Source organism: Colwellia sp. Bg11-28 (assembly GCF_002836245.1).
Classification (GTDB): Bacteria; Pseudomonadota; Gammaproteobacteria; order Enterobacterales; family Alteromonadaceae; genus Colwellia; species Colwellia psychrerythraea_A.
Genome location: NZ_PJBA01000001.1, coordinates 1 through 20,546, shown reverse-complemented (window position 1 = coordinate 20,546; position 20,546 = coordinate 1). Strand labels below are relative to the sequence as shown.

The 20,546-nt window shown below is 36.8% G+C and carries 13 protein-coding genes and 2 pseudogenes; 14 read left to right on the top strand and 1 reads right to left on the bottom strand.

All coding sequences use genetic code 11. From position 1 onward, the window contains the following. Nucleotides 1–36: 36 nt before the first annotated feature. A complete protein-coding gene (locus tag CXF79_RS00070) occupies nt 37–2,931 on the top strand; it encodes a M16 family metallopeptidase (RefSeq protein WP_101153464.1) in 2,895 nt (964 codons plus the stop codon). Nucleotides 2,932–3,053: 122 nt separating this feature from the next. Here the strand turns inward: CXF79_RS00070 and CXF79_RS00065 are convergent, their stop codons facing one another. Next, entirely contained in the window at nt 3,054–3,689 is a 636-nt protein-coding gene (locus CXF79_RS00065) for a metallophosphatase domain-containing protein (RefSeq protein ID WP_101153463.1), read from the bottom strand. Nucleotides 3,690–4,569: 880 nt separating this feature from the next. Here CXF79_RS00065 and CXF79_RS23310 point away from each other — a divergent pair. From CXF79_RS23310 to CXF79_RS00005, 13 genes and pseudogenes are all read left to right on the top strand, one after another. Continuing rightward, nucleotides 4,570–4,716 (top strand): hypothetical protein, encoded by a 147-nt coding sequence (locus CXF79_RS23310; protein ID WP_157825819.1) that lies wholly within the window; start codon nt 4,570–4,572, stop codon nt 4,714–4,716. A gap of 264 nt (nt 4,717–4,980) precedes the next feature. Beyond that, on the top strand, nt 4,981–5,775 hold the full coding sequence (locus CXF79_RS23550; RefSeq protein WP_157825818.1) for a LamG-like jellyroll fold domain-containing protein: 795 nt from the start codon (nt 4,981–4,983) through the stop codon (nt 5,773–5,775). 1,225 nt (nt 5,776–7,000) lie between these two features. After that, entirely contained in the window at nt 7,001–8,980 is a 1,980-nt protein-coding gene (locus CXF79_RS00055; protein WP_198560011.1) for a hypothetical protein, read from the top strand. 89 nt (nt 8,981–9,069) lie between these two features. Further along, entirely contained in the window at nt 9,070–10,014 is a 945-nt protein-coding gene (locus CXF79_RS00050; RefSeq protein WP_101153461.1) for a hypothetical protein, read from the top strand. A gap of 10 nt (nt 10,015–10,024) precedes the next feature. Beyond that, nucleotides 10,025–11,164 (top strand): hypothetical protein, encoded by a 1,140-nt coding sequence (locus CXF79_RS00045; protein ID WP_157825817.1) that lies wholly within the window; start codon nt 10,025–10,027, stop codon nt 11,162–11,164. A gap of 603 nt (nt 11,165–11,767) precedes the next feature. After that, a pseudogene (locus tag CXF79_RS00040) lies at nt 11,768–11,911 on the top strand (transposase); the annotation flags it as partial. Between the two features lie 628 nt (nt 11,912–12,539). Then, nucleotides 12,540–12,959, top strand: a complete 420-nt coding sequence (locus CXF79_RS00035; RefSeq protein WP_101153459.1) for a hypothetical protein — start codon at nt 12,540–12,542, stop codon at nt 12,957–12,959. A gap of 893 nt (nt 12,960–13,852) precedes the next feature. Further along, nucleotides 13,853–14,410, top strand: coding sequence for an RNA polymerase sigma factor (locus CXF79_RS00030; protein ID WP_101153458.1), 558 nt, complete (start codon nt 13,853–13,855; stop codon nt 14,408–14,410). A 203-nt stretch (nt 14,411–14,613) separates the two neighbouring features. Then, on the top strand, nt 14,614–15,324 hold the full coding sequence (locus CXF79_RS00025; RefSeq protein ID WP_101153457.1) for an anti-sigma factor: 711 nt from the start codon (nt 14,614–14,616) through the stop codon (nt 15,322–15,324). A 9-nt stretch (nt 15,325–15,333) separates the two neighbouring features. Next, nucleotides 15,334–16,038, top strand: a complete 705-nt coding sequence (locus CXF79_RS00020) for a leucine-rich repeat domain-containing protein (protein WP_101153456.1) — start codon at nt 15,334–15,336, stop codon at nt 16,036–16,038. Continuing rightward, nucleotides 16,038–17,285, top strand: coding sequence for an alginate export family protein (locus tag CXF79_RS00015; RefSeq protein WP_101153455.1), 1,248 nt, complete (start codon nt 16,038–16,040; stop codon nt 17,283–17,285). The genes CXF79_RS00020 and CXF79_RS00015 overlap by 1 nt, the downstream gene beginning before the upstream one ends. Before the next feature lie 307 nt (nt 17,286–17,592). Continuing rightward, nucleotides 17,593–18,361, top strand: a pseudogene (locus CXF79_RS23900) (IS982 family transposase); the annotation flags it as partial. A gap of 549 nt (nt 18,362–18,910) precedes the next feature. Next, nucleotides 18,911–20,546 (top strand): invasin domain 3-containing protein (locus tag CXF79_RS00005; protein ID WP_198560009.1); only part of this gene is annotated, 1,636 nt, incomplete at its 3' end.

The window sequence follows — 20,546 nt, the reverse complement described above, 5'->3', positions numbered from 1 at the left end:
CATAAGATATAGCGATAAATAATATAGGGATCTACTATGAAAAAGAAATATTTGGCAGTCGTCATAGCCGCAAGTTTAGCGTTATCCGCCTGTATGGCAACCAGTTCTGACTCTGATACTGGTAAGAGTGCGTCAGTACAAGCAACTGAAAATAGTGCCAATAAAGTCTTTAGCCAAAAGTACTTATTTAAAGAATTATCTAATGGTTTACGTGTACTGGTGGTAAAAACAGATTATCCAGATCTTGTTTCAGTGCAAATCCCGGTATCGGTAGGCTCTCGTGATGAAGACGAAGCAGGTAAAACCGGCTTTGCGCATTTCTTTGAACACATGATGTTTAAGGGATCTGATAAATTTCCGCAAGATGTTTACTCTGATTTATTTAAAAATGCCGGTGTTGATAACGGCGCGTACACGACCAACGATTACACCAACTATCATTTAGACTTTTCTAAAGATCACTTGGATAAAGTATTAGAGATCCAAGCGGATCACTTTAAAAACCTTACTTACACTGATGCTCAATTTAAAACGGAAGCATTAACGGTAAAAGGAGAATACTTAAAAAACAACGCGAGTCCAACGCGTAAGTTATTAGCGGCAGTACGTAAAGAAGCATTCGATACCCATACCTATAAACATACCACAATGGGCTTTTTTGAAGATGTTGAAGCAATGCCTAATCAAATTGCTTACGGTGAAAAATTCTTTAATCAGTTTTATAAACCAGAATATGTTTCTTTAGTGATTGTGGGTGATGTTGATCCACAAGCCACCATGGCGATGGTAGAAAAGCATTGGGGCAATTGGAAAAAAGGTGATTTTGTTAATGATATCGCTCAAGAGCCAAAGCAAGAAGCAGCCAAATATGTTCATGAAAAATTTGATGGCTTACCGGGGCATTGGTTATTAGTTTCTTATAAAGGCGCTGATTGGCAACCGAAGAAAAAGGATCGTGCCGCTTTAGATTTGATTTCTGAATTGTACTTTTCAAATAACTCAGCCTTATATCAAGAGTTAGTGGTAGATAAGCAGTTGGCAAGCCAAATGTTTAACTACAACCCAGAAACAAAAGATGCGGGTTTACGTCACGTATTTATTAAAGTGAATGATGAAAAAGATTTAGCCACTGTACGTGATGCGGTAAATCGCACTTATGCGCAAGTGCGTACTGAACTCGTTTCAACAGAAAAGCTTGATAACTTAAAATCTAATCTAAAATATAGCTTTGTGAATAGCTTAGATTCTTCAGAGTCTATTGCGGCAACACTTGCCAGTTATATGCACTTTGATCGCGATCCTGAAACGATTAACCATCTTTATAATAGTTTTGACAATATTTCGGCCGATGACATCAAACGTATCGCCAATCAATATTTTATTGATGAAAACCGTACCACGGTGACGTTATCAGCATTAGATAAAGTGGCTGGCTTTGACCAAGAAGTTGACTTAAATGGCGCGGTAGCAGCGATTGAATTGAAAAACTCTCAACCTAGCACTCCACAGTTTTCAGTATTGGATAATACCAATGACTCGCCGTTGATTGATGTTAACTTCCTGTTTTATACGGGTGCAGCAGCAGACCCTGTAGGTAAAAAGGGCGTGGCAGCATTGACCGCGCGCATGTTAACCCAAGGTGGTTCACAAACGCGTAGCTATCAAGACATTAAGAAAGGTTTATATCCGATTGCCGGAAGCTTTTCGTCTCAGTTAGATAAAGAAATGATGTCATTTACTGGTCGTGTTCACAAAGACAATGCGACACAGTGGTATCAATTGATCAGTGATCAATTATTGAATCCGGGCTGGCGTGAAGATGACTTTAAGCGTCTGAAAAAAGAGTTAATCGATGGTATTAAGTCTGGCCTTAAATCTTCTAATGATGAAGAGTTAGGTAAAGAAGTGCTTTATAGCGAACTTTATCAGGGCCATGTTTATGAAAACTTTAACAGTGGTGATTTATCTGACTTAGCCGCAATCACCCTTGAAGATGTTAAAGCGTTCTATAGCGCACAACTAACACAAGCTAAATTACACTTGGGTATCACTGGCGCTATGCCTAGTGATTTAAAAGCACAGTTAATGACTGACTTAACGGCATTGCCTGTTGGGGATGAAAAGCGTTTAACTATTGCTAAGGCGCCTGTGCTAAAAGGTCATCATGCAACAATTGTTGAAAAGAATGCGCAATCAACTGCCGTTTCTTTTGGTTTCCCAATCGATACTATTCGCAGTGACAAAGACTGGGCAGCGCTTTGGTTAGTTCGCTCGTACTTTGGTGAGCATCGTAGTTCTAACAGCTACTTGTATCAGCAAATTCGTCAAGCGCGCGGTATGAACTATGGTGATTATTCTTATATTGAATATTTCCCACGTGGTATGTACCAAACTAAGCCGGATTCAAACTTAGGCCGTTCAAGCCAAATTTTCCAAGTTTGGTTACGTCCTTTACGTTCAAATAATGACGCGCATTTTGCTACACGTGCCGCTTTATTTGAATTGGACAACTTGATTGAAAATGGCATGAGTGAAAAAGACTTTCAAGCAACACGTAATTACTTAACTAACTATGCTCCGCAATTAGTTGCTAGCCAAGATCAGCAATTAGGTTATGCCTTGGATAGTGAGTTTTATCAAACAGAAGAGTTTGTTAAGTACGTACGTGGCGAGTTTGCAAAACTAACGTTAGACGATGTGAACCGTGTTATTAAAGAAAACTTACAAACAGATGATATTCACTATGTTTTCATTTCGAACGATGGTAAAGATATGCAGCAACGTTTGTTGTCTGAACAAGTATCACCGTTGAAATATAACAGTGAAAAACCTGCAGAGCTTTTAGCTACCGATAAAGTTATTGAAAGCTACAAGTTAACGCTGCCGGCGAAAAATGTCGAAGTGATTGCGGTAGATAAGGTGTTTAAGTAAGTCTTAAGCATAATATTAATCGGATTAATAAAACACCACGCTTGACGTGGTGTTTTTATTTTTACTATTAAATAAAGTACGTCACCACGACTTCTGTAACTCGCTAAGCCGGCTTAGATAAATTAATCGACTGTAAATACAATGGGGGCATTCGTCGGTTTGTAGCGTTCGTCAGTGACGCTGGCATTGATAAACTTAATCCCTTTGCAGATGACTTCTCCATATCCTTCATGAATATGTCCGCAGATATGAACTTTGGGTTTTATTTCTTCAATCTTAGTTAATAGATTCTCACAACCAGTGTTTTCACCGCTATCAATTTTATCTAACAGGCCAAACGCAGGTCCGTGGGTAATGAGTACATCAACATCATTACTGATCAGATCCCATTTTTTTTGTATTTCTTTGCCGCGCGTTAAGTTAAAAGCCCAGTTTTGAAACCTTGGTTGCCATGGCGAGCCGTAAAACTTGTGCCCCGCTATTGTTATCGATTGATCTTCTAGATACACCGCATTGGTTAGGATGTTTAAGCTGGCTTCTTTTTGACGCTCAAAACACCAGTCGTGATTACCCGCGATAATGATTTTGTGTTGATGAGGTTGCTCACCTAACCACTCATTGAAATTCTTAAGTTCTGATAACTTTCCGTGCCTAGTAATATCTCCAGCATGAATGAGAACATCACCATCCGGGATTTCTAGATTGCTGTACATACCGTGAGTGTCCGAAATAGCGACACACTGTAGCTTTGTATTCATTGTTGTGAACCTTACACTTTGTACTTACTTAATAAGCACTTAATCGAAACAATTATCTGAAACAAGACAGGGCTAAGGTTAAAGCGCGCTGAAAGGTTTCGTATTTGTACCACTATTTAAACGAGTACATGGGCTGACTACATTTATAATATAAACAGACCCTTTTTGACAACATTAATGGTTATTTCAGATTATTTCAGGCTCTTTAAGGTTTTAGCAGGGGGCGTGTAACTTCGCTTTGACTGTTACTGTTGTCATCACCATGTTATGCAAAGCGTCAAATGTGGGTTCTAAATAAAGTTGGAAACCGTTAAATAAAATCGGAAACTTGAATTATTACGTTTAAGAGCCGCAAATACCTTTCAAAAAATTTAATTAAACTTTGAAATAGCTAACTTCTAAAATATAACTCTAAGGGCAGTAGCCACAAACCTGACCTAATTCACTGGTCAAAATAACCCTGTTTTATGTTCACTTTGATACGAAAGAAGACCTTAACCTTGGCTTATCTAGCGACATTTTAACCGATGAAAGTCAGCCCCGCGTTAGATAATAGAAATGTTCTAAATCTCATCAGGAATCTATAAAGTCAAAAATTCTAATTTGATTAGAAAATACCAAAGCGGACATTAGATTAATATGATTTTAGGTATTAAATTCTATCGCGCTTCGGGGCACATAGCTAGATGGATTTTTTATTCCAACATAAGTCTAACTTTTTGTTTAGGTTAAAGAACTCCACAATAACTGTCTATTTGGCTGGCCTAAGTACTTAAACAGGCACAATTAGGAAATAAAAAATACGTCAGTTATGGGGGGGGGCAAAAAGCTTTAGATATATATTTTTAAGTAATAGTATATAGGTTTATATTCGGTATTATTGTTTAATAATAAAGTGGTATTTAATGCGATGGTTTTTGAAATAAAGGCTTATTTAAATAAGAGTTTTTTTATGAAGGCTGAAGATTCCTTCTGTGGTGGCGGTGACATGAGCTATGGAATGCAAGAAGCTGGGATTGATGATTGATGTATAAAAATGGTTTGCCATTGCTCTTGGCTACGTATCATTCTCATAAGTATCTCCAAATTGTTTTGAAGTAACTTACTTAAACTCAGTATTATTTGTTAGATGCATTCACCCAGACGCTCACTGTTAAATGACAAGACCCATCAATTAAATTTTATAAAATTTAATTATTTTTACCTTTACCTGCAACTTTTTTTCACTCTGGGCGTATTACTTCACGAAACTTAGTTATTTAAATACATCATGAATTTAATGGAATGCATCGTGCAAAATAAAATGAAAAAATCGAATATCGGTATAATTTTACTCTCTAGTTTGAGTATGGCTGTGTTACCAGCAAATGCTAGCTTGATTAGTTCTTGGAATCTTAATGGAGACTATTCTGATAGCACAGGGAATGGGCATGCAGGGGCTGGGTTTGGTAGCAATTTTTTAGTAGACTCCCCAAGTAATAGCAACCTTCAAAGCGCTAATTTTAACAACAGCAGTTATGTCGCGCTTAATCAATCTTTTAGCGGCGTAGGTAGTTTGTCCGAGTTTAGTGCCTCTGCTTGGTTTAAAACAACGGCAACAGGTAACAATTGGTCGTTACTTGATTTTGACCGTTCAGACTTTTTTAATATGGTCGTCACTGGTAGAGGGGGAATTGCATTTTCAACTAGTACAGGCATAATTCATGATATGTTTAGTTTGAAGACTGGCCTTAATGATGGGAATTGGCATCATGTAGCTGTTACATATGGTGCTGCAACGGGTAAAACTATATATATTGATGGAGCTGCTGATTCCTCAACTAGTTATAATGGTGCATTAGGAACCTTTAGAACAAGGTTTGGTTTTATTGGTGACGGGTCGGAAGCTAGCTCTTTTAACGGTAAGCGAAACGGGCTTTATTATGACGGTTTGATTTCTGAGGTTAAGCTTTGGGATGAAAGCATTAGCGAACAAGCTGTTAGCGCTCAAGCTGTTAGGGCTAAAGTACCAGAACCATCAACACTTGCTATTTTTGCATTAGGAATGATTGGTTTAGCATCACGTCGATTGAAGAAACAATCTTAATTTAATTTATTTGTAGTAAATTCTCGAAAACATCAATTATTATGATTGATGTTTTTTTGTTTCTGGTGATTGGTAAGCTACGACAATAACACCAGTAAACCACTACAATTGGATTAAGTATCCTTTGCTATACCATACGAGTATATTTTTCTGACGGTTATCACAAAATAATTGCCATTACTTGAAGTTAATCTTCTTTTACCCATAAATTATTTCTTATTAAACTCTAATTTGTCTCAAGGACTACAAATGTAATTTAAGGCCTCTATGGCCGCTGTGTTGTGGCAAAATAGACTACTTATTAAGATAACCCATTCCTAAAAAATTAGGCTGTGTGTCAGCTACAGCCCTTAGACTTTTATTTTAAAAAATTAATAGTTTTAAAATTTCGCTATATATTTTGAAAGGTCTTTCCCATTCCCACAGAAGACATTAGCCTAACTTTATCTCGGAGAGAACACTCTTAAGTATTTAAGTGTGAATAATATTAATCACAAGCTACAACGTAAATTATGATAATAGAAGGTACTTTTTGGGTGTTTTCCTGTTATATATTAGAAATTAACCCACTCAACCCCTTTAATATAATGGCTTCCAAGGAATATTTCAGGCAATAAAAAAGATGCCGAGGATCCTTAATTCATTATACGGTTGAAGCATATGGAAATAAAAAGCACAACTTTAGCGCTCAAGACATTTTAAATAATCGTGAAAATGTAACTACTGGATGGATATACTTGTTCGATAAAATAGACCAGACAGTTATAAACCAAAGAATGCAATTTAGATCCAATTTAGCGAGAAATTTTCCTGAGTCAGATCTATCTACTGACACAATAAGAAGCCTCACATGGAAGAGAGAGCAAATTAGAGCAAAAATCCAAAACGGAACCTGAAAATTGAGCAGTAATCGAGATTCGAGTGACGATTTTGAAAATTTATTGGCTAAAGTACAATCCATTATCGAACGTAATGACTAATTTATTAGGCATTAAGTTATATTTATTCATAAACGTTCTAAAACTTTCTTGTGAGTTGGTTTGGCCAAAATGGTCAACCTGTAATCTATTGGTAAATGAACATCATATTGTTTTATATGAAAAATGCGAAAGCTTAGGCAAAGCATTGAAATATTTTATCTTTACCCGCAACTTTTTTTCACTCTTGGCGTATTACTTCATGAAACTTAGTATTTAAATACTTCATGAACTTAATGGAATACATCATGCAAAATAAAATGAAAAAATCGAATGTCGGTATAATTTTACTCTCTAGTCTGAGTATGGCTGTGTTATCAGCATGTGGAGGTTCTGATTCCAAAACACCAGAACCTGTTTTTATACCGCCCGTAGCTGCATTTCCAATACAAGTGGCTACCCCTACTGTTAGTGTTATTAATGATAACGGTTCGTTGATCATTGCAGAATCAGGTTTATCTCTTTATACCTTTGACAATGACTCAGTAGACACTTCAACTTGTTTAGGTACACCAGAAGATACAGATACTTGTGCAGGTAAATGGCCACCATTACTCGTAGGAGATGGCGCGGTTGCAACGGATCTTATGACTATTATTACCCGTGATACGGGGGATTCTCAATGGGCTTATAAAGGTAAACCTTTATACCAATGGTTTGAAGATACCGCTCAAGGTGATATCAACGGTGATGGTGTCGGTGGTGTATGGCATTTATCACGCCCAATGCCTTTAACAAGCGCGGCTATTAATGGCGTTGCTACTTATGTTGGTAACGAAACAATTGCTTCAGTTACTGACAGTGCAGGTGTACTTGAAGCGGTGCGTTTAAACAAAGAAGGTTTTACGCTTTACACGTTTGATAACGACCCTATAGATGATTCAGCTTGTGCCGGTGCTTGTATAAATGCATGGCCTCCATTGTTAGCGGATGAAGGTTCGATGGCTATGGCACCACTTAGCCTTATCACTGCTACGAATGGTAACGTTCAATGGGCGTATAAAGGCAAACCACTTTACTTCTTTGCGAATGATGTTGTAGCGGGTGATGTTAAAGGTGATGAAGCAGGTAATGTTTGGCATACGGCTACAAAAAAACCAGCCATTCAACGTACAACGGACAATGGTCGCTCACTTTCTGCTACGGGTAAAGTTAATGTACTAATGCCAGTTGGCGAAAGTACAACTGACTTTAGCGTAACTGAAATGGATAAAGATGGATTTAGCTTGTATGTTTTCGACAATGATGGCGCGGAAACGTCTAACTGTGAAGATAATTGTTTAGTTAGCTGGCCTGCATTTGTGCCTAATGATGATGAAGTTGCCATTGGTGATTACACAATTTTTGAGCGTACGGATGGCACTAAGCAATGGGCATATTCTGGTCAGCCATTATACTTTTTCAAAAATGATGAAGCACGTGGTGACATAAATGGCGATGGTGCTGGCGGGGTATGGCATTTAATTGAACCAAAAATCATCACTTCTTTACAAGAAGAAAGTAATACTTTGGGGGCAACAGTTACAACAACAGGTTCTGTTTATATTACAGCTCGTGACCCTATTACAGACGAGTTTGTTAAAGAATTAGCTGACATGTCAGGTTTTGCTTTATATACCTTTGATAATGATACCGCAGGCACAAGTAACTGTGAAGCAGGTTGTTTGGATGCATGGCCGGCATTGTTAGCAAGTGATGCAGATGAAGCAACAGCTCCATTTTCAATAATCACACGTAGTAATGATATGAAGCAATGGGCAATTAATGGCCAACCACTTTACTTTTTTGCTTCAGATGAAACAGCAGAAGATACTAAGGGTGAAAATGTAGGTTCTATATGGCACATCGCTCGTCCAGCACCGGTTAAAGTTGATGATGATGCAACGCATGGTTTACGGTTAGTTGCTCATGGTGATGTATTAGATAGCCAAGGTAAAACTGGCGGAGAACTACAGGGCATAACGCTTTATACCTTCGACAATGATACGGCCAACTCTGGTGAAAGTACTTGTTTTGATAGCTGCGCAAGTACTTGGCCACCGCTTTATGCTACATCCGCTGATCAAGCATTTGGTGATTACTCAATTATTGAACGAGATGAAAATAATACCACTACCTTCCAGTGGGCTTATAAAGGGTTACCACTGTATTTCCTTGCTAGCGATAGCGCGAATGGTATTGGTGCAATCGGTGGTCTTTACGGCGGCTGGCCACTAGCCCGTCCTTAATTGATAGCCAATTAAAGAAAACATGCTGAGTAGTTTCTTAGCATGTTTTATTTTTATTCAAAGAGATAAAAATTTAAAAGAGAATGAACATGAAAAAAATTGTCATTATAAGCTTAATTGTACTGTTATCAGGGTGTGAGTCGGGTAGTGGAGAAGATTTAAACGAACAAGGCCGGCCACTTGAAGAAGTTATTGTGGTTATTGATGAAGAAGATGATACAGCTGATGAGGGTATACAACCAACACTAATATCACTTCAAGAGCATGTATTTACGCCAATTTGTTCAACTTGTCATGGCGGCGCAAATCCAGCAGCAGGACAAAATCTATCAAGTATTGAAAACACAATTGCTAACTTAATTAATGTGGATTCATCTAACGCAGAATTTAAGCGCGTATTACCAGGGGATGCATTAAATAGTTATTTATATTTAAAAATCACAGGGAATAGCCTAGCAGGTAGTCGAATGCCACTAGGGGGATCCGCTTTACCTGAAGACGCGATTAATGCCATAAAGTTATGGATAGATCAAGGCGCTTTAATACCGCAAAGCAGTAATGTTTCGGCAAAAATTAGTAATGTCAGTAAACAAGGAGGAAGTAATCCAATGAACGTACTTCAATATGAGAATAATGACGAATTAAGCGTTGATCACCTTATTGGTACTCTGTGGCAACAAGAAGGTGGTTTAGTTGTTGTTTTTTGGTTTAATAAATCAATGGACTTTACTGGTTTAACGGTGGAACAACTTTTGGTTAAGGCAATTAGTCGGAATGTATCACAAACAGGTAATGGCGGGGTTTCATATATAGAAAGTGACTGGTTATTACCATCAGAAAACATGGAGTTAAAAATAATTAACGATCATTCTTTACAATTAAATTTAACACAATTAAGTTCAGATATTACACGGTTAACGATTGAATTAAATAACCCTACCATCTCAACACTCGCAACGCGTTTAGGACAACAACTTGATGGCGATGAAAATGGAACTGAAGGCGGAGTATTTACTTATGAACTTTCTTTATAAAACAAACAGTATGAATACTGAAATTGAACCTGTTAGCACAAAATTTCTAACATGGTTATTAAGCGGACTTTTATTTATATCCCTTTTAATCAGTTTTAGTAGTAAAGCTGAGCCGTATTTAGCGATTAAAAATAATCTTAAATGTGCTGCTTGTCATGTAAACCCTAATGGTGGTGGGTTGCGTAATGATTTTGGTCGAATATATGGGCAAAACTTACTACCAGCAAAGGCGAGCAGTTATGACAGTGCAAAGCTTGCGAGGTTAACTCAATATATAACAGTGGGTGCTGATTCAAGATTTAATGGCACCTATCAAAAGACAGAACAAAAAACTGATAACACGAGTCAAGGGTTTGAAGTCTCTAGTACTCAGTTGTATATCAATATAGAAATACCTGATTCGGGCTTATCCTTGTATATTGATCAGCAAGTTGCACCAGGCAGTGCGATTAACCGTGAAGCATTGGTTATGTATAAATTTGAACAAAATGATCTTTTTAACGAGAGTTACCTTAAAGCAGGAAAGCTATTTCTCCCCTACGGATTACGCATAGAAGACGACTCTGCTTTTATCCGCCAAGCTACAGGGATGAATTTTGACAATAGCGATAATGGTGTGGAATATGGTATTAACCATAATGATGTATCAGCAAATTTCTATGTGGCTAATGGCACAAGCCAGGCCAGTAATAATGACGACAGTTTACTCTATGGTATGAGAGTTGAGCATTTGTTTACGAATTTCAGATTAGGATTGAGCGCTGTTCTCAATGATGGCGAACAGCAAGTACAAATGTTGAATTTATATGGCGGTACACAATGGCGAGATTTAACGTTTCTAGCCGAAATTGATTATTTGATATTAGAAGAAGGGAATAGCTTTACTCAGCAAGATATTAAACAATTGGTAACTTTAGCGGAAGTTAACTATCAGTGGCAACAAGGTTGGAATTTTAAATTAACGGCAGAATATTTTGATCCAGACCAAGACGTTAATGAGGATGAGCAAACAAGATATTCATTTATCACTGAATATACGCCTTTATCGAATGTTCAATTACGTTTAGGTTTAAGACTGAAACAAGATATACCGCAAAAACCACAACAAAATAGCGATATGGTCTTTATCCAAAGCCACTTCTATTTTTAATAATTAATCCTGTATTTATCAAGACGAGAGAGAGGTTGTCATAAACTATCTCTCGTCTTGATTGTTAATAGATTCAATTGCTAAAGTAATGGTAGTTAATATGTACAATAGTTTAAAGAAGCAAAAATGCCTATAGACCTTTCAAGCATTGAACAACTCTCCGATAACTCTCCGATAACTCGGAAGATGAACTAATTGAACTAATTGAACTAATTGCACAATGCAAATTGGGTGACACGCGTGGAGTTTCAAGGCCAACTTGGCCGTCTTCGGTCCGAATAGTCTTTGATGAGTAACCGTTAGGGTTATTTTTGGTATTGGATTATTCATGAAGCGCATGATTAAGGTGTTCTTCAAGCTCAGCGTTTAAAGCTGCCTCTACGGTTATCTTGGTTAATATTTTACGAAAGCCTGTTAAGTCTTGCTCTGATAGCTACTTGCTTTACAAATGCTTCTAGTTCTTTCTTCTTCATAGTCTGTCTAGACTTAACCCTATATGGGTATTAATAATAGGTCTTCACACAGACTTTGTTACAGGGTCATCCTCCACTTTACATTCTTAAAATTTGAAACCTTACGAAATAAAAAAGTCGCCTTCTTCAATTGAAGAAACGATATTGTGGACAACACTTTTGGGCTAGAGGTTATTTCTGTGTAACAGCAGGAGAATTAAATAAAGAGAAGGTCAAAGAATATTTAGAACATCACTTTAAGCGCAAACCGAATGACAACTTTGAGGTGGAGTAATCGGCTTTAGCGGAAATGCAGTCCGCAGGTTTTTAACCCACCGTATTTAGACTGTGGTTGTTTAGTTATAATGAACTTGACGTGAATATTTTATCTCTACCTGCAACTCTTGCTGTATTCATGACGTATAACTTTATGAGCTGTTAATTAAATGGAATTTACTTAATACAGAATAAGTTTAATTATATTGGCATCAGGGGCAACGTGGGCGGTAGATGAGAGTTACTGACCAGAGCACACCAATTCAAACCGTCATTGTAGTAGATTACCGTGTTATTGATGATGCTACCGACGATGGTATACAGAAAACACCCCTCTTTTTCAACGTGTAATGGCGTTGAAAGTCCTGCGGTAGGGCAAAATTTATCAAGTATTGAAATACCATAGTTAACTTAATTATCGTTGATTCCTCAAATGCAGAATTTAAGAGAGTATTACCTGGAGATGCATTAAACAATTGAACAGTTATTTATATGTAAGTTTAGCCGGTAGTCCAATGCCACTCCGGAAACCAGCCTACCTGAGAAATACCAAAAAACTCTGAATAGGTCAAAGGGTTTTGGTTGCAGAAAGTAGTAATGTGTCACCAAAAATTAGTCAAGTGAGTCCACTAGAAGGAAGTAATCTAATGAACGTATCTAAAGGTGAAAACGAAGTAGAATCAATCGTTGATTATAAGTGGCGACAAGATAGGTGTTTAGTCATTGTGTTTTGGTTTAATAAGTCAATGAACTTTGAGAACTTAACGTATGTTCAACCGATAGTCGAGGCAAAAAATTTTAAGGGATCAATAGCAGCCATTAAAATGTTTTTAACTACTGGTAGTTACTGTGTTTCAGACAATGAGAATGGTGTGTTTTTACCATCAGAAAATATGGAGTTAAACATAATTAACGATCGTACGTTACAGCTCAATTTAACGCTGTTAAGTTCAGATGTTACCCACATAAATATTCAGTTTAAAAAACATACAGTCTATACACTTGCTAGCCCTTTAGGAGAGCAACTTGATGAAGGTGAAGAGTTCAATTACGAACTCTTTTTATAAAATAATTTGTTTGAAAGGTGAAAGGTGAAAGGTGAAAGGTGCTAAGTTAACCTAATATTTTCCATAGATGCTGTGATGCACTATTTATTGCGACCTTTAAAAAAATAGATCAACAAAAAAGTAACACTAGTCAAAGCTATGAAGTATCGAGTACTTAGTTGTGTCTCAATATAGAAATACCTGAACCATGGCAGATCCTTTTAGTTTTCTGCACAACTAATTTAGCGTCAGATAGCTAAGTGTTATCTGAATTCATAACACTTAGTGGAATTAATGCATCAACGCCTATTTTGATTGAGGGGGGGGATATAGCATTAACGCGGGTACGATCATGGCAGGACAGAGCAAAATTACACGTGCTTTTACTTGCTTGTTGTTTTTGAAATATATTTTTATATTTATTAGTGCAACTAATTTGTCATAACAATCGTATGTGTAATATAGAGTATATATTCATTGCTGAGAGCTTTAGAGATGACAACAAAAGTTTTTCATAAAAAGGAAAATAATTTATCTAACTTTACGACTATAAATGATCGGGTGGGATTAAGCCAAAAAATAAAACCTAGGAGGATAGAGTTAATAAATCATTATATTATTTAGCAAAATAATTGACACTGATTTATCAAAGAGCTTTTTGGATCAGCCTATCGAATAACCAGCTAGCATGTATGAACAAATGGATTTGTTTTTTAGGAAGTTGTAATTCACAAATTATGATCTTCCCCTAAATTTGATAAAATAAGTTTATCAAATTTTTAATAACACTTTTAATTTTCGGAATATAAACTAAATTATGGTTATAATCGTTACTAAAGTACTAAAAGTAAGAATTATTGCATTAAGATCAAAAAATCTAATGAGCAAAATAACAGCTCTATTGGAAAGTGACTGTGATTGATAATAATAATAAGCTAATAGAATTAATTGCTCGTTGTTCATTAAAAGATGATAAATCGATGAAAGAATTGTATCAGTTGACTAGTCATTATTTAAATCAAGTTGCCTATAATATATTACGTTCTCAGGAATTTAGTGATGACGTTTTACAAGATGGTTTTTTGCAAATATGGAAAAATGCATCAACATATCGACCAGATAAGAGCCGTGCACTAACCTGGATGACAAGCATTATCCGTTATCGTGCGCTGGATAAATTGGCATTAGAAAGACGGCACTACATTCAGCGTGATCCTAGTATGGATCTCGAAAATATTTCCTCATTTGCATATAATGTCTCACATGAAGACTTTGAACCTAATAGTAATTTAAGTAATTGTTTGGAAAAGCTTAATGAGGATAAGAGACGGTGTATTAAGCTTGCTTACATTTATGGTTACAGCCGTGATGAATTGGCTAGCGCGTTTAATACCAATACTAATACCGTAAAGTCATGGCTGTTACGAAGTGCAAGGTTGTTGAAAAAGTGCATGATAAATCATTCAGCTTAAATGGGTTCACCTACACTAGCCTTGCCGTATGAATTTACAACAATTTAAAAATTTAAGCATATTAAAGTGTTTATATAATCAGGCATTATCAATATGTTGATGAGCGAATAAAAATTAGCAGTTGTAAAGTCAACTATAGCTAGTTTTTTGCATATCTGAATGTGGTTTATTAGTATTAATTCATTGAATAGGTTGAGGGAGTTATGGGAAGGACAGTATCACAAAAGCATGATGATAGTGCTATCGCTTTTGAATATGTAATAGGGACACTCGAAGGTAGCGAACGTAAAGCTTTTGAGCAGCGATTACAAAATGAAGAGGGGTTATTAACACTTATTCAGCAATGGGAAGAAGACTTAAGTTCACTGCAAGACACGAGTGCAACGCGAGTACCAAATAGTAATGTCTGGAACAATATTCAAAGTCAGCTAAAGCCTGAGAAAAAAGTCACCAAAATATCATGGAGAGAAAGAGTCAAGTGGTCACTTTATGGGGCTTTGACTTGTCTCGGTATAGTTGCCATTATTCTTAAACCCTGGCGGTCACCCCTTGATGCTGGTATTCCTATTGATTATGTTGCAATCATGACAACACAACAAGATCAAATAAGCTTAACCACTATGGCGAATAGTGCCTCTAAAATATTATGGTTAAACTGGGGAGAACAAAACATCAAGCCGAATTTAGATTATCAGCTATGGGCTAAATCAAGGCGTGATGGTATCACTAGGTCCATTGGTGTCTTTGATAATGAGAAGACTGAATACTTATTGCTAAGTGAAGCAAACTGGCGTTTGATTACTGATGCGGAGTCGCTTATGTTAACATTTGAAGAACAGGGCGGTTCACCAGTTGACGAACCAAGCACTTCGATTGTTGCGCAAGGGATTTGTGTTCGAATGAAACCTTCGTAGGAGTGACTTTTGTATTATAACGCTTTTATCGATAGCTTATCTTATATAGGCCGGTCATTTAAATTGTTTTTATATTGTTTATTTGTTCAGGTTTTTATTAGTCTGGCTATGGCGACAGATCTGGCTGATAATGAAAATAGAATTCCAGTTGCGGATAAAAACTTCCAAATTTGCCTCGAAGAAATTGCAGATAAATATGGCTGGTTAACATCAGCTGAATTTAAAGAAATCACTTGCCATAATAAAAGTATTCAATCTGTATCCGGACTTTACCAATTTAGTCAGCTTGAAAAACTGTCCCTTTATAACAATAACATTAAAGAGATTGACTTATCCTTGTTACCACGTCTTCGCTATGTGAATGTCGCCGGAAATAAGCTTACATATTTACAGCTAAAAAATATTTATAACTTAACAACCTTATATGCTTTTAAAAATAAACTTATCAGCCTTGATATTGATAATGTGCCGCTGCTAAGTACAATAAAAGCCAACAATAATGAATTAATTAATCTGAGTATCAATAATGCAGGTAATCTGGTGAAACTTAATATTTTTAACAACCAATTGGAAATTATAGATATAAAAAAATTATCTTCTCTCAAATATCTCGATACAAGACAAAACCCTATGTCAGATGAATTTTACGACCATCTAGACTCCATAAATGGACTCACAGCATTGCACGATGGCAATGCGGACGATTGGAATTAATGAAAAAAATATTTAAAATCTTTACTGCGTTACTTTTTCTTACCGTTTATGTCGGCGAAACGTTTGCGGAAAATAGTGTAACAGAGACAGAATTTAGTTTTGCCACCCGTGTGCGTTACGAGTCAGTTAAACAAGCTGCTCTGAGTGCAGAGGCACTGACCGTTAAGCTCAGGCTAGATGCTTCAAAAAAACTTACCAATTCATTGTCACTTTTTCTTCAGCTCGATTATGTCCAAGCTTATTTAAATGATCAACATAGTGATGGAGTGGTTTTTATTGATAAGCCAGTGATTGCCGATCCAGCCGGAATCGACGTTAATCAGGCATTTGTTAATTATTCTTTTGATGATTATTTCTTTACTCTTGGTCGACAGTCTATTAAACATGGTAATGAGCGTTTTGTCGGGGATGTTGGATTTCGACAAAATGATCAGACTTATGACGGTCTTCGGATAACCAAATTACTGTTATCGGGAGTATCATTTGATTACGCTTATATATCCCAGGTTAATCGTATTTTTGGTCGAGACGCGGACAGTAGCTTATCAACAAGTGATATACGGTTTATCCCTTTAAAGGGCAAACGCCCTGTTGGGCAATTGGGAAAACATGATGTTAATGCTCACCTTCTTAATTTAGAGTTTAAGGAATGGCAATATGCTGATTTGAGCGCTTATGCTTATGTTGTCGATAACTATGATGCAGTGCTTTTTTCTAATCGAACTTTTGGTTTTAGCAGTAATTTTCGGCATAAAATAGGTGCAATAAAATGGATTGGTTCAATTGAATCTGCGTGGCAAAAAAAACAAAAGTCAACAACTAGAGACTGGATAAATTATTGGCAATGGGAGCTTGGTGCTAAAGTACAATCATGGCAATTAAGCATTCGTCAGGAACAGCTTGGTCAAAAGGACGATGAAGCGTTTATTACGCCTTTGGCGACGCTACATAAATTTCAAGGATGGACAGATCAATTCCTAACGACTCCAAAAGAAGGGTTAATGGATGCTTCCGTAAGATTACTTTGGAAAAAGCGTCCTTTTACTCTTGATTTACGTCTGCATCAATATGACAGCGTAAAAAATAATATTGATGTCGGCAGCGAGTTTAATGCAGACTTAATCTATCAATATAACCGGAAGCACGAACTAAAATTACGATTTGCCTATTTTGATCCTAGCAATGCTCAAACCCTGAAAACGCAGAGGATAAAGAAATTGTTCTTAATGTATAGCTATAATCTGTAAAACCTCTATTTGAACTTTTAATAGCCGTTAGAAAAACATTTTATTCTTGTATACTCACACTCTTCAGAATAGAGTTGGTTTTCGGCATATAGGTATTTTATTTTGAGCAGAAAAATAAAATACCTACCTTTCGTTTAATCACTGAATTAGAATATCCATTTTTATACTTTTATTGATTTTTACGTATTCGTACGTAATATCTAAGTTATTAAACTTAATGGCTTGGCCATATCTATACCCATGATGCATTGATTATGTTACTACTTATCCCTTGTCCGGGATAAGAAATTAGTTGATTTATATTGCGATGTCGATGAGTGAAATAATGACCATAGTGATTAGTTTTCATATGTCTCATTGCCGCGATTTTTAAAATTAATATCTTGGTTATTCCTCTCTATTTTATAAAAAAGACTTTCCCAGCCTCTTCAGTAACACACGTATTATTGAAGTCATGCCTAGTGCTATTTTGCCGATGTGTGCTTATTTCACCTTATTAAAAGGCAAGCTTACAGACACAGGATTCATTGTCTCAACGACGCTAAAGGTTTGCCATAACATCTGTGTTCCTAGACACAAAAAATTTGATTATATTGCGCAAAGAGGTAAAGGTACTATGGGATGGTTTTATGGATTTAAACTTCACATTAACGTCAATTATAAAAGTGAACTAGTTACTGCGAAGTTGACTACTGGGAAGGTCCACGTTACCCGAACTGTTGCTGAACTAGTTCGATGGTTGACAGATAAATTATACGGAGATAAAGACTACTGTTAGCAAAGCGCTAGAGGTTAAATTATTTGATAATGGCGTACAACTTATCACCAAGGCTCGTAAAAACATCAAAGCTAAAGCAATTTAATTATGGGATAGAGCAATGCTCTCAAAGCGCTTTATGATTGAAACGATTAACAACCAATTAAAGGATATTTCGTTTATTGAATACTCAAGACATCGAAGTATGAATGGCTTTATGTTTAATTTAATGGCGGAATTGGTGGCCTACCGTCCGAAAGAAAAAAAGCCAAGCGTTAACCTATCTGATCTAGAGCTAAAGGCTATGGTCGTCGCATAAGCAGATCTCAGGTTCTTTAGAACGTTGGATAAGTTGATTTTCAAAGCAAGTTTGCCAATAACTTTTATTCAATCATCATGGCGCGGAAGATTCATAAGCATAAGCATAAGCATAAGCATAAGCATAAGCATCAGGTCTTCGGTATTCATTAGCATCCTGCCCAGAATAATCTGATCTAGTATGTCTATAACTTATTTTAAGTCGCTCTTAACAATCACACCGAATTGATTCTTGTGCTACTCAAAAAAGTGTTCTTGATCATGCATTAGGAATATGACTGAAGTGTATACCTATGTACATACTAGCAGTGTTACTACAGATCGTTAGCCTATACTAATCTTTTAAATACTGAAATATTAATAATGTTTGCTTGTTTTTATTCCTTGCTAGTTTAACGAAAAGTTTGTCCTTCTAAAATAGTTGAAATTATCATGGGTTCTTTAATCTGTAACTATCTGTAATTACCTGTAACTGTCTGCAACTATTTGCAACTCCTCTTCGTATATAAAGTTAGATTTATATAAATATACTATGCGATAAAGGTGCTCTGTGATTAATTTTTACTCTTTCCGTGATCTAACCCGTCATACATTACTGTTAAGTTTTATTTTTTTGTTATTCCTTGGGGAGGCGAATGCGGGGGTTGTAGTTGGTAGCTTGACAGAGAACTTTACTTGTGATGGCCAGATATATCAAACCTTTCCGACTAACGGTGATACAAAATTATTTGAAGCCAAATTAGATGAATCTGGTTTAGTATTTACGCCAAGACTGTCTCCGAATAATGAAAGCATAGAAGTGCAAATAAAAGCTTTATTGCCAGGTGCTAATAGTGTGTCATTAACTAATTCATTAGCTTTTAATCCAATCGATAATTTTCTGTATACAGTGGTCAGGGCGAACTTAAACGATGGCAAAGGCAAACGTCTGATTATTTTTCGCATCGATCGAAATAATGTCGTTGAGCTAGCAGGCATACCTGAAAATAACGGTACTATTATTGATGAAGCGGGTGCCAATGTAAGCTCAAGTGGTTTAGTCGCAGGGGCATTTAGCCCTATAAATAATCTGTACTATCTAACAGGTGTCCGTAAACCAGTATATGTCGTTGATATAACAGATATGAGCTTTAAAAAATTTAGTGCACATAATTTTAATATAGCTGATATAGCGATTGATCCAGTCAGCCTAAGTTTGTATGCATCGAACAAGCGTAATTCAAGTAATCAATTAGTTCAAATTGAGTTTGATGATATCAATAATCCTACAACGATTGTTAGGAAAGGTAATGCTGCTCCTATTAGTTCACAAGTTAATGATGCTGTTGGCGCATCATACTTTACACCAGCAGGTACATATATAGGCTATCAGAATAAGCCAGGAAAAATCTTTAGTATCAATTTAACCACGGGACGTACGACCGTCTTAGCCAATGGTCCAAATTTGGTATTCAATGATGGTGCTTCTTGCCCTTTCGACTTTGAAGTTGATCTAGATAATTCTACACTCACGATTGTTGCCGATGATGCCATCGCCGATGGTGTCGATATTAATACGATACAAGCTACTCTTCTCGACGTTAATGGTAATGGCTCTGAACGTAAGGAGGTATCTTTTAGTGCAACTAACGGGGCAATTATCGGCAGCTGTACAACTAACTTTTTTGGTAAATGTTTGGTTAACGTTACCAATGTCAAGGCTGGCATAAGTGTAATAGGTGCCACTGTGTCTGATGGTACCCTTACCGATACAGTATCGGTTACTTTTATTCCGGGCGCAGGGGATCCGCTTAAATCGCTGATCACGGCGAACCCAACCACGTTGGTTGCTGATGGCAGCAGTACCTCGACCATCACGGTACAAGTGAAAGACAGTAATGGTAATAATGTCAACAATGGCGGGGATACCGTGAATTTAACGGCTTCGTCAGGCACCATAGCTGCTGTTACGGATAACAATGACGGCACGTATACGGCTATTTATACCAGTGCAACTACCGTTGGCACCGCCACTATTACGGGCACACTGAACAGTATTGTTATCACCGATGATGCGTCCATCATTTTGAAGAATGGGGCGCCAGATGCGGGACAATCGGTTATTAGCGCAAACCCGACCACGTTGGTTGCTGATGGCACCAGCATCTCGACCATCACGGTACAAGTGAAAGATGTTAACGGCAAGG

Excerpts from the sequence above, each read along its gene's own strand:
- CXF79_RS00070 (WP_101153464.1), top strand. The coding sequence starts at position 37 with ATGAAAAAGAAATATTTGGCAGTCGTCATAGCCGCAAGTTTAGCGTTA.
- CXF79_RS00065 (WP_101153463.1), bottom strand. The coding sequence starts at position 3,689 with ATGAATACAAAGCTACAGTGTGTCGCTATTTCGGACACTCACGGTATG.
- CXF79_RS00055 (WP_198560011.1), top strand. The coding sequence starts at position 7,001 with ATGCAAAATAAAATGAAAAAATCGAATGTCGGTATAATTTTACTCTCT.
- CXF79_RS00050 (WP_101153461.1), top strand. The coding sequence starts at position 9,070 with ATGAAAAAAATTGTCATTATAAGCTTAATTGTACTGTTATCAGGGTGT.
- CXF79_RS00045 (WP_157825817.1), top strand. The coding sequence starts at position 10,025 with ATGAATACTGAAATTGAACCTGTTAGCACAAAATTTCTAACATGGTTA.
- CXF79_RS00035 (WP_101153459.1), top strand. The coding sequence starts at position 12,540 with ATGAACGTATCTAAAGGTGAAAACGAAGTAGAATCAATCGTTGATTAT.
- CXF79_RS00025 (WP_101153457.1), top strand. The coding sequence starts at position 14,614 with ATGGGAAGGACAGTATCACAAAAGCATGATGATAGTGCTATCGCTTTT.
- CXF79_RS00015 (WP_101153455.1), top strand. The coding sequence starts at position 16,038 with ATGAAAAAAATATTTAAAATCTTTACTGCGTTACTTTTTCTTACCGTT.